The organism is Enterococcus sp. 2G9_DIV0600 (genome assembly GCF_002140615.1).
In the GTDB taxonomy this organism is placed as follows: Bacteria; Bacillota; Bacilli; order Lactobacillales; family Enterococcaceae; genus Enterococcus_D; species Enterococcus_D innesii.
The window spans coordinates 1,592,584-1,607,680 of the sequence record NZ_NGLL01000001.1 but is presented as its reverse complement, the minus strand read 5'-3'; the positions used below and the strand labels follow the sequence as shown (position 1 = coordinate 1,607,680).

Here is a 15,097-nt window from a genome sequence, read left to right as displayed (position 1 = left end):
GAAAAAAAACAAATTTATGAAAAAGTTTTGAAAAAATAAACAGCTCTTTTACTTAGTTTACCATTATCCTGAAATCATTGTTTGTCAAAGGTCTTCGAAGATTTCATCTAAGGAGTCATCGGCACCCATTTCATAGAAAAAAAACAAACGACCCTGAAAAAACAGCACAAACCGTTTTTCAGGGTCGTTTCTCCGCAATCGATTGATTCCTCAAAGAGCGATTAAAACCACTTAGCTTACTCTTGCTGACGGCGTTTCGCGCGTGCCGCTCGCCGCGCAGCCCTTTCAGCTAACTGTTCTTCGCTTAGGGTCTGTCTTTCTCTACGCACACGAGTCGATTTTACAGCCGTTGTTTGTTCCGGGTGACCACTTTCCAATGGGCTATTTTCGTCCGTAACGTCTGTTTTTTCAAGTTTTGCTCGTATTTTTTCTTCTTGACCTGCTAAACGGGCATAGTTATAGAAACGAGTTTTGGCATCTGAAACGGTTTTTTCAAACAATGCTTGCGCCGCATTGGGGTTGGCACTGTGTAAAGATGCAAAACGAACTTGGGTCTGCATAAAGGCGGGCATTTGGTCAAATGCCGGCTTTTTGAAATCAAGGGTCATTGGCTGTTTCCCTTTTTCTGCCAGAAGCGGGTTATAGCGGTAGAGACTCCAATACCCCGATGCAACTGCTTCTTGTGCTTCCTTCAAGGATTGACGCATTCCACCAGCAAGACCATGAGTGATACATGGTGTATAGGCAATAATGATTGACGGCCCAGGGAATCGCTCGGCTTCTTCAAAGGCTTTGATTGTTTGCATTTGATTGGCACCAGATGCGATTTGTGCGACATAAACGTGGCCATAGGTCATCGCCATCATTCCCAAGTCTTTTTTGGAAACAAACTTGCCACTCGCAGCGAATTTAGCAATTGCCGAAGTCGGTGTTGCTTTAGAGACTTGTCCTCCTGTATTAGAATAGACTTCATTATCTAACACGAGAATGTTGACATCTGCACCAGAAGCGAGGACATGATCAATACCACCAAATCCGATATCGTACGCCCAGCCATCCCCGCCAATCATCCATTGGCTTGGCTTAACGAATAAATCTTTCTCCTTCAAGATTGGAGCCAGCTGCGGAGTATCGAAGACTTCCGCTTCTAAGGCGGCGATCAGTTTCGCTGCTCGCTGCTGGGTCCCAGCACTTTCTTCTCGATGAAAGTCCCAATCCTCAATCAAAGCCTGCAATTCTTCTGATACAGCGGCTTTCAATGACTGCAACTGGGCTGCTAATTTCTCCCGTCTCGTTTGATTGGCTAAGAACATGCCATAGCCATATTCGGCATTGTCTTCAAATAACGAGTTTGACCAAGCTGGACCTTGTCCTAAGTGATTGGTTGTATAAGGGGATACTGGTGAGGTTCCACCCCAAATCGAAGAACAGCCGGTCGCATTGGCGATCATCATGCGATCCCCAAACATTTGGGTCAATAATTTGACATAAGGGGTTTCCCCACAACCCGCACAAGCACCAGAGAACTCCAATAAAGGTTTATTGAATTGGGAGCCTAGGACCGTCCCAGGTTTTGCTGGATTTTCTTTTTGACGTAAAGTCATCGCAAAAGCCCAATTTAAAGCTTGTTCCTTTTGTTCTTCGTAAGGACGCATCGTCAAAGCTTTCCCTTTGGCGGGGCAGGCTTCCACACAAAGACCGCAACCTGTACAATCTTCAACGGAAACTTGAATTCGATATTTTTGCCCATTCGCGCCTCGCATCTCTCTGACGATAAAGCCTTCCGGCGCTTCGGCTAATTCATCTTCATCTGCCAAAAACGGACGGATCGCCGCATGAGGACAGACAAAGGCACACTCATTGCACATGGTACAGCGATCTGATAACCACTCGGGGACTTCAACAGCGATCCCCCGCTTCTCAACCGCTGTTGTCCCGACAGGAATCACCCCTTCAGTCATTTGATTCCGTACGAGGGTACCCACGCTTAGTTGATTGCCTTCTTGACGGTTGATGGGTTCCACGATTTCTCGCACAAATTGTGTTGTCGCAGTGGATGTCCTTTCCGGCACTTCGATCGTTGCCCACTTGCTTGGAACAGGGATTTCTTGTAATAATTCGATGGTGCGATCAATGGCTGCTTGGTTTTTTTCAACGATCGCCATCGATTTGTGCCGATAACTTTTCAGCGCCTCTTCTTTTAAAATCGGCAAGATTTCCTCGGTCGGAATGATGTTTGCCAAGTAAAAGAAGGCTGTTTCCATCGCGGTATTGATCCGTCCACCTAAACCAACTTCCATTGCCAACTGCATGGCGTTGATGGTATAAAAACGGATCTCGTTTTCAGCAAGATAACGTTTTATCTTCTTCGGTAGATTTTTAAAGATTTGCTCTTGTGACCAGGTCGTATTTAATAAAAAGGTTCCGCCTTTTTTGAGTCCTTTCAGCAAATCATACGTATGCAAATACGCAGGCGTATGACATGCAACGAAATCCGCGTGTTCGATCAGATAGGTGGAACGAATGGGGGTATCCCCAAATCGCAGATGGGAAACCGTTAGACCACCAGATTTTTTCGAATCATAGTGGAAATAGCCTTGCACATATTTTTCGGTATGGTCACCGATGATTTTGATTGCTGACTTATTCGCCCCGACGGTCCCGTCAGAGCCGAATCCCCAGAATTTCGCTTGGAATGTGGATGGATCAGTTAGATCTAGCGTTCCCTTTGATGGCAACGACAATTGCGTCACATCATCCGTGATCCCGATAGTGAAGCGTTTCTTTTGACTGGCTTTTGGCTTGAGCAATTCGTCATAGACAGCAACGATTTGATCAGGCGTCACATCTTTTGACCCCAGACCATAGCGTCCACCAATGATCGTCGGCCGCATCGCTGCATCATACATGGCACTTTGCACATCTAAAAGCAAAGACTCGCCATTGGCGCCAGGTTCTTTGCTGCGATCCAATACAGCGATACTTTTAACGGTAGCAGGCAGTTTTTCTAAGAAGACTTCTAATGGGAATGGTCGATACAAATGGATCGACAAGACCCCAACCTTGCGGCCTGAAGCGCACAGATGATCCACCGTTTGCTGGATCGTTTGCGTCGAGGAGCCCATCGAAACGATCACTTCTTCGGCGTCTGAAGCACCATAATAATCCACTAAATCATAGTTGGTTCCTCTTAAAGCATTGATTTTTTTCATGTAAAAACGAACGATCTCAGGCAATGTTTGATAATGCTGATTGATCGTTTCCCGCTGTTGAAAATGGATATCAGGGTTTTGATTCGTTCCACTCGTTGTTGGGTGATTCGGATTCATGGCTTTTTGACGAAAAGCAGCCAATTTTTCATGATTAACCAGTTGTGCGAGTTCTTCATAGTCCAAAACCTCGATTTTTTGAATCTCATGACTGGTTCGGAAACCATCAAAAAAATTTAAAAAAGGTATATTGGCTTCGATAGCTGCTAAATGAGCGACTGGCGCTAAATCCATTACTTCTTGAACACTGCTTTCCGCTAACATAGCAAAGCCTGTTTGTCGGGTGGCCATTACGTCGGTATGATCTCCGAAAATATTCAAGGCGTTGGTCGTCACTGCTCGGCTGGCGACATGAAAGACGCCTGGCAGCATTTCACCAGCAATCTTATACATATTCGGCACCATCAGTAAAAGTCCCTGTGACGCCGTATAGGTTGTCGTTAAGGCACCTGTTTTTAGAGAGCCGTGAACCACTCCAGCAGCCCCTGCTTCGGATTGCATCTCAACAACCTTCACCGGCTGCCCAAAAAGATTATGCTTTCCTTGAGCAGACCACTGATCCACTAATTCGGCCATGGTTGAACTAGGGGTTATCGGATAGATCGCCGCAAGTTCCGTAAAGGCATAGGAAATATAGGCAGCTGCCGTATTGCCATCCATTGTTTTTCTTTTTCTCATCTATATAACTTCCTTTAATCATCATTTTGCACAATAAAACACAATTCATTATAGCTGAAAATTAAGGAATATAAAAGCATTCCCAGTATAATTCTGTTAATTTCGTGAAACGAAATACATAGATTCTCGCTCTTTTTTACTCTCATTTCACAGAGTTTGATGAAAAGACCTGTGGCTTTTCTTTCAATAGAAACTTCGGTAAACTAAGAGAAAAAGGAGGAATTTAAATGGATATTTCAATTATCAAAGCACAAGAAACAAATGCGGTAACAGGGATACATATCGGAGACCCGTCTGCAAAACCAATCGTAGAATTTATGAATTTGCGCTGTCCTTATTGTCGGCAATGGTTTGAGGAATCGTTACCGATCTTAAGTGAAGCTGTCGCAGCTGGGAAACTACGCCGTGTCATCAAATTATTTGACAAAGAAAAAGAATCCTTGCAACGAGGCAATGTGATGCACCGCTTTGTTTCTAGTACAGACCCACAAGCAACGATCGCTGAGATCACAAAAATTTATCAAACACAAGACGAATGGGGTCATTTGTCTTTACCTGAAGTGGCAGAATATGCGAAAAATACCCTAGGGCTAGCTGAACAAAACCATCCTGCGATCGCCGGAGAAATTGTGGAAGAAGCGAAAAACGCCAACATTCAATTTGTGCCAACGATTATCTTAGGTGGGCACATTTTTGATGAATCGATCTCTGCTGAAGAATTAACTGCATTGATCAATGAATAACCTCTAACAAAAAAACAGGAGCTGATTTGACACTAAAATCCATGTCAAATGCAAGCTCCTGCTTTTTTGATTTCATTCACTACTTAGATTAACTGACTTGTTCACGCAAATGATCCGCAAATTCATTGATTTTGCGAATACGATGATTGATCCCTGATTTCGAGATCGCTCCTGATGGAATCATTTCTCCTAGTTCTTTCAAGCTGACCTCGGGATGTTCCAGTCGTAATTCGGCGATTTCTTGCAGCTTTTCAGGTAAAGCTTGCAAGCCAACTCGATCTTGAATAAATTCAATATTGTCGATCTGCTTCGAAGCAGCGTCGATCGTTTTGTTCATATTGGCGGTTTCACAATTCACCAAGCGGTTGACTGAGTTACGCATATCACGCACGATCCGCACGTCCTCAAATTTCAACATGGAATTGGTGGCACCGATCAGGGTCAAAAAATCAGCGATTTTCTCAGCGCCTTTCAAGTAAGAGATATACCCGTTTCTACGCTCTAATGCACGGGCATTCAAGCCATATGCGTTTAGCATATCGCAAATATCTTGGTTATGCTCCTCGTAGATGGAATAGATCTCTAAGTGATAGCGGCTGGTTTCTGGATTATTGATCGATCCAGATGCCATAAAAGCGCCTCGTAAATAGGAACGCATTTTTTGAGTATTGCCCATGATCTCATCAGAAACATGGCTTTGAAACATCAGCCCGTCCATGATATCTAAGTCCAAAAGCACGCGCTTTGTCTCTTGCTTCAAACGAACGATGTAGACGTTGTTCTTTTTTAATTTCATTTTGCGACGGACCAGCAATTCGCTGCGCACGTCGTAATGATCTTTTAGTAAAGAATAGATGCGTCTGGCAATCGCCGCGTTTTCTGTTTGAACGTTTAAAACAAATTGCTGGTTGTTGATACTTAATGACCCATTCATCCGAATCAAAGCTGCCAATTCTGCCTTGGCATGTTCGCGATGAACTTCTAATGCAGTCAATTCTTTTTTCACTTCTGCTGCAAAGGACATAAAAAAATCCCTCCTTTCTTAGATTTTGGCCCCGTAAACGATACGTAGAAGTTCTTCAATCACTTTATCTCCGTCATGAAAAACTCCGCCATCTCTAAGCTCCAGAAAGTCAGCTGAAATGACACGGCTGGCTTCTTCTCGCAATCCTTGGAAATCGTGTTTCACTTGTACAAGATATTCATCATAAATCTCTGGGTCCATATACCCTTCTGGAACTTTCTCGGTATTAACTAACACCGTATCAATAAAGGGTTTGCCTAAATGCTTATGCAGGACCCGCACATGGTCGGCATCACTAAAGTGTTCGGTTTCACCTTTTTGGGTCATAATATTACAAATATAAACGGTTTCCGCTTGGGTTTCCAACATTGCTTGGCCAATCTCGCTGATCATGAGATTGGGCAAAATACTAGTAAAGAGACTACCAGGACCCAAGACGATCATATCTGCCTCCATAATTGAAGAAACAACTTTACGAGCTGCTTTCGGCTCATCATTATTTTCTTGATTACGAACAAAGACCCGATCGATCGTTTTGCGATCGACCGCGATCTTGGACTCGCCTACAGCTTCAGTGCCGTCTTTAAACACTGCATGTAAGACTAACGGCAGATCAGAGGAAGGAAAAACCCGTCCGTCGATATGCATGATTTTCGATAAAATCTGAATGGCTTCGTAGGTGCTGTTGCGCATTTCGGAAATCGCCGCAATAATCAAGTTCCCAAGGGCATGATTGGCCAAAAATTTGTCTTCTGCTTTAAAACGATATTGAAAAATATCATTATACAGTTGCGGCATATCAGATAGAGCCGCCAAAACATTGCGCAGATCCCCCGGAGGTGAAATCGATGAAACCAAATTGCGGATTTCGCCGCTGCTGCCACCATCATCAGCGACCGTAACGATCGCTGTGATGTCAACACCTTGGTTTCGTAAACTTTTTAAAATGACTGGTAACCCAGTTCCGCCACCTACCACAACGATCTTCGGCTTTCTGATCCGGTATGTTTTCATTTTCATGAGCGATTCACCGTCTCTTTACGCTTATCTTTGTCACGATGGGTAATATTTACACGATAGTCTTCAGACAAAGTTGCCCCGATTCGCTCCGATAAAGCAACCGAACGGTGTTGCCCACCGGTACAACCAATGGCAACCGTCAAGCTGCTTTTTCCTTCCTTGACATACCCTGGCAAGATGGTTTGCAACAGCGTAGTAAATTGCTGATAGAATTCTTCCGTTTCCGGAAAAGACATAACGTAGTCATAAACCGGCTCATCTTTACCAGTTAAAGGACGCAACTCAGGAATGTAATGAGGATTTGGTAAGAAACGCACATCCATAACGATATCAGCATCGATCGGCAAACCGTACTTAAACCCAAAAGATACGATCTCAACACGAAAACCCGTCTCATGGGAAGCCCGAAACTCTTGATTGATTTTTTCTCTCAGTTGCCGTGGAGTTAACGTCGTTGTGTCGATAACGATACTGGCACGAGTCTTCAAATCATCCAAGATCGCACGCTCTTTGCGGATCCCTTCCGTAATTAAGCCATCCATCGCTAAAGGATGAGCTCTTCTCGTTTCTTTGTATCTTGATACCAGTTCATTGTCCGATGCATCTAAAAAGAGCATCCGGGTGTCGATAAAATTCGTATTTTCAATATCGATCAGCATACTCTGGATTTCTTCAAAAAACGATCTAGAGCGCAAATCGACAACTAAGGCAATTTTTGTCACTTTCCCTGATTCTTTGATCAGTTCCCAAAATTTAGGGATCAGGCTTGGGGGCATATTGTCGATACAAAAGTACCCCATATCTTCAAAACTCTGGATAGCGACCGTTTTGCCGGCTCCGCTCATCCCAGTAATAATAACCAATTCTAAATGATCCACTTCAGTCATAGGTAAAACTCCTTTCTGAAACAACTCTATTATATCATGCCGGGCGTATCATTGGAACACCGGCATAAAAAAAGACGTTAGCTCAAAAGATGCCGCTAACGTCGCTATCAGCTTTAGATTGCTTGGCGATCTGCCAATGCTTTTTCGATCGTCCGATCAACCAATATGGATTGAGCATCCACGACTGGATAAGGATTGTCAGTCACAAACTCATCCATCAAGGACAACTCGGTACATCCAAGCACTACGCTTTCACAGCCGATGCGGGCGGTGACTTCTTCCAATATCTCAAAGTAAAGCCCTTGATCAAGATGATCATTTTCTTTGATTCGATCATAGATCAATGTATTGACCTTTTTTTGGATCGCTGGCTCTGGCAGATAGACATCAAGTCCCAACTGGCGCAGTTCTTTCTCATAGATGCCGGCTTTGACACTGCCTTCTGTCCCAAGAAAGGCCACTTTTCCAGTGACGCCTTTTTCAAAAACGACTTTCGCCGCCTCCCGAGGCATATGCAATATCTCAATCTCAGTGGCTGCTTGTAAATCATCAAAGAAATAATGAGCCGTGTTACAAGTCAGTACAATAAAATTGGGTTTTAATAGATTTTGCTTTTCGATATCATCCATTAAATAAGGAACCGGATTTTCTAACGTATTATCTAAAATATACGCGGTCCGATCTGGAACTGTCGCATGATTGAATAAAACATAGTTCAAATAGTCTTGGTCTTTATGGGTCTGCGTCCGTCGGTTTAAGATGCGAACAAAACTTTCCGTCGCTAACGTTCCCATGCCGCCTAAAATACTAAAAAAATTCTCCATCTTCTAGCCTTCTTTCGTATGGAAATACGTTTTGAATCGTTTGTTGTACAGATGGAACATTCTCTTTAATAGAATCCAACGCTTTAAAGATAAGTCTTCTTTGTAAAAAACAGTCGTTCCCCAACGATCTTCTGCTAATAATTTTTTTGCCCGTTCTTTCGCAGGATTTTCTTTTGCATAGGTCAAGAAGATGTTTTTTGGTACACCTAACCATAATTTCGCTTCTGGCGCGTCAGCTTTGCCATAAACCGTTTCTGTGTAAGGTTTATCGAAGACTAAATCTTCTGTGATAAACTTCGCCAGATTCAATCCGCTTAAGGTAATAAAGAAACTGCTTCTTCCTTGACGCAAGTTGATTTCAAATAATTTGTATTGCCCGTCTCGTGCATCATATTTCAAGTCAAAATTGGCAAATCCAACATATTCGATCTCTTTTAGAAACTTGCGGATCATTTGATAAATTTGCTCATTTTCGTCTGGAATAATCACGACATAGTTCCCAACAGCACCTGGGGTTGGGTCTTCTAGTAACGGATGACCTAAACCCATCACGCGAACTTCATGATTCTCATCAACATAAGCATTTAAAACCCGCATGTTGCTGTCGTCACCAGGAATAAAATCTTGGACGATCATTTCATATTGATACCCCGCTTGATAAATGCGAGAAACGATTTCTTCAAATTCTGCTCGATCATCAATGATGAAAGCTTTTTTGCGACCTTCAAAATCAACCGAAAGCCACGCGACACTATTTGCAGGTTTCAAGGCTACAGGAAAATCAAACGGCAGCTCTCCTTTAAAGGTTCCTTCCGTCAACAGTTCAGGCGTTAAAATGAACGTCTTTGGATAAGGCAAACCATACTCCTCGCAAACTTCGTAAAAACTTACTTTATTGATCAACCGTTTTAATAAGGAATAATCATTGGCGATAAAGGTATAATAAGGTTGCAATTCTTCTTTGTGTTTTGCCAACAATTCCGCATAGCCATCGCCGCAAGGAATCAACAAATACTTGATTGTAGGATCGTTGTAAGTGTTTTTCCCTAACTCGATCAACGTCTCAGTGAATCCGGGATCATGGTCAAAACCTTCCACTTGATTGATTTTTACAATTTTACTAAAGCGGGTTGGCGCAAGTTCCGCACCAGCATAGGCAACTGATTGAATGCCATAAGCTTCGTGGAATGCTCTGGCCATACCATAAACATTCATATCGCTTCCTAATAATATGGGAAGAAAATTTTCCTGACTCATCAAAAATCACTCTCTCTTTTGAATACGAAAAACGACCGCTCTCGTTTCGTTTAATTACAATAGCATTATCATACCACAAAGAAAAAAGCAATCAAAGTATCTATCTTTGATTGCTTTCTCCCACTTTGAACGGATAGAACTTATAGGCAGTTTATTCAATGCGAATATACGTATACCTATTGCTATTCTATCAAATAAATTTTTGATTTCAAGCCTTTATCATGAAATTTACAGATATTTCAGGCTTCCTTAAACTTTAGCGAAACCTATTGACAGATAAGTAAAAAAGTGGAAGCTTTCCCTCTTGATCATAGGACTTTTTTCAAATAATGACCGGTATAGCTTTCTGGTACGGCAGCAATTTCTTCTGGTGTACCAGTTGCAATTATCGTTCCACCGCCTTCGCCACCTTCTGGACCTAGGTCAATCACATGATCCGCTGATTTGATGACATCCAAGTTGTGTTCGATCACTAAAACAGTATTGCCAGCGTCAACAAACCGTTCCAAGACTTTCAACAAACGGGCAATATCATCCGTATGCAGACCTGTTGTCGGTTCATCTAAGATATAAAAACTCTTACCATTGGAATTTTTGTGCAGTTCACTTGCAAGTTTCATCCGTTGCGCTTCCCCACCAGACAAAGTAGTGGCTGGTTGTCCCATCGTGACATAACCTAAACCGACATCAACGATCGTTTGCAATTTCCGATGGATTTTTGGAATATGTTGGAAAAATTCCACTGCATCTTCCACAGTCATATCTAAGATCTCAGAAATATTTTTTCCTTTGTAATGAACTTCTAAGGTTTCTGAGTTATAACGTTTGCCATGACAAACCTCACAAGGTACGTAGACATCAGGTAAGAAGTGCATCTCGATCTTGATAATTCCGTCCCCTTTACATGCTTCACAGCGTCCACCTTTTACATTAAAACTAAAGCGGCCTTTTTTATAACCACGGACTTTCGCCTCATTGGTTTTAGCAAATAAATCACGAATGTCATCAAAGACACTGGTATATGTTGCCGGATTGCTTCGAGGCGTCCGACCGATAGGGCTTTGATCGATATCGATCAATTTCTCGATAGCTTCATAACCAGTAATGGTTTTAAAGCGACCAGGTTTGTTCGAATTCCGATTGATTTTTTGCGCTAATGCTTTTTTCAAAATTTCATTGACTAATGTTGATTTACCAGAGCCAGAGACCCCTGTAACTGCGACGAACTTTCCTAGTGGAAAATCGACTGAAATGTTTTTCAAGTTATTCTCAGAAGCACCGGTCACACGAATCTTTTCACCATTGCCTTTGCGGCGTTCTGCCGGTGTTGGGATTTGTCGTTTTCCAGATAAGTATTGGCCTGTTAAAGAAGACGCATTAGCTGCAACTTCATCTGGAGTGCCGGCAGCCACGATCTCACCGCCTGCGTGTCCCGCACCTGGACCAACATCAATCAAGTAGTCCGCTGCCCGCATCGTGTCTTCATCATGCTCAACGACAATCAGGGTATTCCCAAGATCACGCATTTTCCGTAATGAATCGAGCAAGCGATCGTTGTCTCGTTGGTGAAGACCGATCGATGGCTCATCAAGAATGTAAAGCACTCCAGACAAATTGGAGCCGATTTGTGTTGCCAAACGAATCCGTTGCGCTTCCCCACCAGAGAGCGTGCCTGACGCACGGCTCAAGGTCAAATAGTCCAATCCGACATTTTTTAAGAAGCTTAAACGATCATCGACTTCTTTCACGATGGGACGTGCGATCATTTGCTCTTGTTCCGTTAGTTTCAATTCTTCGACAAAGTTCAAGGCATTGTTGATGGCCATCTCACTCATTTCACCAATGTGCTTCCCGTTGACTTGCACGCACAGCGCTTGAGGGTTCAAACGATAGCCATGACAAGTTTTACAAGTCAATTCCGTCATATACAGACGCATTTGATCACGGGTGAAATCAGAATTGGTTTCATGGTAGCGTCGTTTGATATTTGGTAAGATCCCTTCAAAAGCGACCTCAACATCACGTACCCCACCAAAATCATTCTCATAATGGAAATGGAAAATTTCTCCATTCGAACCATTCAAAATAATGTCTTTGTGTTCTTCTGGCAGTTCTTCAAAGGGTGTGTCCATATCGATATTGAATTCTTGGCAAGCCTGTTCTAGCATTTGCGGATAATATTGAGAACTGATTGGGTTCCATGGCAATATGGCACCTTCAACTAAGGTTTTGGTTTGATCGGGAATCACTAAGTCTACATCGACTTCGAGCTTCACACCAAGACCATCACAGTCTGGACAAGCACCAAAAGGCGCATTGAATGAAAAGAGCCGTGGTTCTAATTCACCAACTGTAAAGCCACAATACGGACAAGAATAATGTTCACTGAAAAGCATCTCTTCTTGACCAATCACATCGACTACCGCATAGCCATCCGCTAAACGTAATGCTGCTTCAAAGGAATCAAACAGACGAGAACGGATGCCTTCCTTTACAACGATTCGGTCAATGATGATGGCAATATCATGCTTTTTATTTTTTTCTAATTCAGGCGCTTCGGAGACATCATAGACTTCGCCATCCACCCGCATCCGAACATAACCTTCTCTTTGGATACGTTCGAAGACTTTTTTATGCTGCCCTTTCTTTTGATAAACGATCGGTGCCAACAATTGGATCTTGGTGCGTTCTGGTAATGCCAAAACTTCATCCACCATCTGCTCAACCGACTGACTAGTAATCTCAATATGATCATTGGGACAAATCGGGTGACCGATTCTGGCGTAAAGAAGCCGCAGATAATCATTGATTTCAGTAACCGTTCCTACTGTTGATCGCGGGTTCTTGCTGGTGGTTTTTTGATCGATAGAAATCGCTGGACTAAGTCCATCAATGCTATCTACGTCGGGTTTATCCATTTGCCCTAAAAACTGACGGGCATACGCCGATAGACTTTCGACATATCGGCGCTGTCCTTCGGCATACAATGTATCAAATGCTAAGGAGCTTTTCCCTGAACCCGAAAGACCAGTTACAACCACGAGCTGGTCTCTGGGAATCGTCACATCGATATTTTTTAAATTATGGGCCCGTGCCCCATGGATCACAATTTTATCATTTGCCATATTGTTTCTCCTTCTAATCAGCAGCCTTCAGCTCAAGAATAGTATCTCTTAAGGTAGCAGCCGTTTCAAAATCCAATGCTTTTGCAGCATCTTTCATTTCTTTTTCTAATTTCAGCAACAAGGTTGCTTTTTCTTCACGACTTAGTTCTTCATAAGATGTCGTAGTGTATTCACCGGTCTCTTCCGCCACTTTCGTGATCGCAATCAGATCGCGAATCTCTTTGATAATAGTTTTCGGTACGATCCCATGTTCTTTATTGTAAGCTTCTTGAATACCACGGCGTCGGGCTGTTTCATCGATTGCTCGCTGCATCGAATCCGTCATTTTATCGGCGTACATGATTACTTTTCCTTCTGAGTTACGAGCTGCCCGTCCAATAGTTTGGACTAATGAACGTTCGCTTCGTAGGAAACCTTCTTTATCGGCATCAAGAATCGCAACCAGAGAAACTTCCGGTACGTCAAGACCTTCCCGTAGCAAGTTGATCCCCACTAGTACATCAAATTCACCGAGACGTAGATCGCGAATGATTTCTGTTCGTTCCAACGTTTTGATATCACTGTGTAAATACTTGACTTTGATTCCTAATTCTTTGAAGTAATCCGTCAAATCTTCTGACATTTTTTTCGTCAAGGTCGTAACAAAGACCCGTTCGTTTCGCTCAACGCGCTCATTAATTTCTCCCACGAGATCATCGATTTGACCCATAATAGGTCGTACTTCGATCACCGGATCTAACAGACCAGTTGGACGAATGATTTGTTGAACGACGGTATCGGTTTGATCGTACTCATAAGGACCAGGCGTGGCCGAAACATAGACGATTTGATTGACATGTTTCTCGAATTCTTCCAAACGCAACGGACGGTTATCCAGCGCAGAAGGCAAGCGGAAACCGTAGTCCACTAGCATTTGTTTTCTCGCCCGGTCACCGTTATACATCCCACGAACTTGTGGCATCGTTACGTGTGATTCGTCGATTACTAATAGAAAATCATCTGGGAAGAAATCCAATAACGTATAGGGCGGTTCCCCTTCTTTTCGTCCATCCATGTGGCGAGAGTAGTTTTCGATCCCTGAGGTGTACCCCATTTCCCGCATCATTTCAATATCATAATTGGTTCGCTGCTCTAAACGCTGTGCTTCTAGCAGCTTATTTTCCGCTCGCAAGACTTCCAGTCGGGCATCCAGCTCACTTTGAATCGAGGCGATCGCATGTTCCATATGGTCTTCATTGGTCACAAAGTGGGTTGCCGGAAAGATCGACACATGTTCGGTGTCACTCATTATCTCACCCGTCAAGGCATCGACTTCACGAATCCGATCAATTTCATCCCCAAAAAACTCAATGCGTAATGCTCGCTCGTCACGAGAAGCTGGAAAAATCTCCACAACATCGCCACGCACGCGAAAACGTCCCCGTTGAAAATCGATGTCGTTTCGCTCAAATTGGATCTCGATCAATTCTTTTAATAGTTGGTCTCGAGACTTTTCCATCCCTACTCGTAAAGAAACAACTTGTCTCGCATACTCAATCGGCGAACCTAAACCGAAAATACAGGAGACGGACGCTACAACGATCACATCGTTTCTTTCTAATAAAGAACTGGTTGCCGAATGCCGTAGCTTGTCGATTTCATCATTAACACTGGAGTCTTTTTCAATGTATGTATCACTGGAAGGAACATACGCTTCTGGTTGATAGTAATCATAGTAACTGACAAAGTACTCGACCGCATTATTTGGGAAGAAGTCCTTGAACTCGCCATATAATTGTCCAGCCAATGTTTTATTATGGGCAATGATCAATGTCGGTTTATTGACTTCCTTGATTAGATTAGAAATCGTATAAGTCTTACCAGTACCAGTGGCTCCCAACAAAATCTGTGCTTTTTTTCCACCGACCACCCCGTCAACCAACTGACGAATCGCTTCCGGCTGATCACCTGCTGGTTGATATTTTGATACTAAGTCAAATTCATGGGAAGTTGTTCTTTCGATCATCTTCATTCCCCCTCGATTATTCTAAACGACAACAAAAAAAGAAAAACTCGCTGTCGCTTTTCCATAAATAAGTATATCATAGCGAACATACTTTCGCCATCATTTGCTATGAAAGTTTCATGCGATTTAGCATAACTTAATATGTTCGTTTTTCTAACATCCGATGTGAGGTTTGAAGGATTTTGTCATATTTTTAAAGAGAAAGACTTGTGTGTTGAAGAAAAAATCCATATAATTTATAGATACGTTATATCTAAAGGAGGAA

9 protein-coding genes are annotated in these 15,097 nt (G+C 42.9%); 1 reads left to right on the top strand and 8 read right to left on the bottom strand.

Annotated elements, in window-relative coordinates; translation table 11 throughout:
- Positions 1–236 precede the first annotated feature (236 nt).
- The gene (gene nifJ / locus A5870_RS07625) at positions 237–3,947 is read right to left on the bottom strand and encodes a pyruvate:ferredoxin (flavodoxin) oxidoreductase (protein WP_086292297.1); all 3,711 of its coding nucleotides are present in this window, start codon (positions 3,945–3,947) and stop codon (positions 237–239) included.
- A 227-nt stretch (positions 3,948–4,174) separates the two neighbouring features.
- Between nifJ and A5870_RS07620 the strand changes: the two genes are divergently transcribed.
- Complete coding sequence (locus A5870_RS07620) at positions 4,175–4,690, top strand: DsbA family protein (protein ID WP_077454411.1); 516 nt, start codon at positions 4,175–4,177, stop codon at positions 4,688–4,690.
- Positions 4,691–4,778: 88 nt separating this feature from the next.
- On the opposite strand, the gene whiA is transcribed toward A5870_RS07620, so the two are convergent.
- The 7 genes from whiA to uvrB all read right to left on the bottom strand — a co-directional run bounded on the left by whiA (position 4,779) and on the right by uvrB (position 14,832).
- Positions 4,779–5,714, bottom strand: coding sequence for a DNA-binding protein WhiA (gene whiA, locus A5870_RS07615; RefSeq protein WP_005235679.1), 936 nt, complete (start codon positions 5,712–5,714; stop codon positions 4,779–4,781).
- Positions 5,715–5,732: 18 nt separating this feature from the next.
- Complete coding sequence (locus A5870_RS07610) at positions 5,733–6,734, bottom strand: gluconeogenesis factor YvcK family protein (RefSeq protein WP_086292296.1); 1,002 nt, start codon at positions 6,732–6,734, stop codon at positions 5,733–5,735.
- Entirely contained in the window at positions 6,731–7,621 is an 891-nt protein-coding gene (gene rapZ / locus A5870_RS07605) for an RNase adapter RapZ (protein ID WP_077454413.1), read from the bottom strand. The genes A5870_RS07610 and rapZ overlap by 4 nt, the downstream gene beginning before the upstream one ends.
- Positions 7,622–7,734: 113 nt before the next feature.
- A complete protein-coding gene (locus tag A5870_RS07600; protein ID WP_086292295.1) occupies positions 7,735–8,445 on the bottom strand; it encodes an amino acid racemase in 711 nt (236 codons plus the stop codon).
- A gap of 3 nt (positions 8,446–8,448) precedes the next feature.
- Positions 8,449–9,702 carry a carboxylate--amine ligase gene (locus tag A5870_RS07595; protein ID WP_086292294.1) on the bottom strand — a complete coding sequence of 418 codons (1,254 nt, stop codon included), beginning with the start codon at positions 9,700–9,702 and terminating at the stop codon, positions 8,449–8,451.
- Positions 9,703–10,010: 308 nt separating this feature from the next.
- On the bottom strand, positions 10,011–12,827 hold the full coding sequence (uvrA, locus tag A5870_RS07590) for an excinuclease ABC subunit UvrA (RefSeq protein WP_086292293.1): 2,817 nt from the start codon (positions 12,825–12,827) through the stop codon (positions 10,011–10,013).
- 13 nt (positions 12,828–12,840) lie between these two features.
- A complete protein-coding gene (gene uvrB, locus A5870_RS07585; RefSeq protein ID WP_086292292.1) occupies positions 12,841–14,832 on the bottom strand; it encodes an excinuclease ABC subunit UvrB in 1,992 nt (663 codons plus the stop codon).
- Positions 14,833–15,097 lie beyond the last annotated feature (265 nt).

Bases quoted from the DNA above. Each gene is read 5' to 3' on its own strand.
- A5870_RS07600 (WP_086292295.1), bottom strand. From the start codon at position 8,445: ATGGAGAATTTTTTTAGTATTTTAGGCGGCATGGGAACGTTAGCGACG.
- A5870_RS07610 (WP_086292296.1), bottom strand. From the start codon at position 6,734: ATGAAAATGAAAACATACCGGATCAGAAAGCCGAAGATCGTTGTGGTA.
- whiA (WP_005235679.1), bottom strand. From the start codon at position 5,714: ATGTCCTTTGCAGCAGAAGTGAAAAAAGAATTGACTGCATTAGAAGTT.
- A5870_RS07620 (WP_077454411.1), top strand. From the start codon at position 4,175: ATGGATATTTCAATTATCAAAGCACAAGAAACAAATGCGGTAACAGGG.
- A5870_RS07595 (WP_086292294.1), bottom strand. From the start codon at position 9,702: ATGAGTCAGGAAAATTTTCTTCCCATATTATTAGGAAGCGATATGAAT.
- nifJ (WP_086292297.1), bottom strand. From the start codon at position 3,947: ATGAGAAAAAGAAAAACAATGGATGGCAATACGGCAGCTGCCTATATT.
- uvrB (WP_086292292.1), bottom strand. From the start codon at position 14,832: ATGATCGAAAGAACAACTTCCCATGAATTTGACTTAGTATCAAAATAT.
- rapZ (WP_077454413.1), bottom strand. From the start codon at position 7,621: ATGACTGAAGTGGATCATTTAGAATTGGTTATTATTACTGGGATGAGC.
- uvrA (WP_086292293.1), bottom strand. From the start codon at position 12,827: ATGGCAAATGATAAAATTGTGATCCATGGGGCACGGGCCCATAATTTA.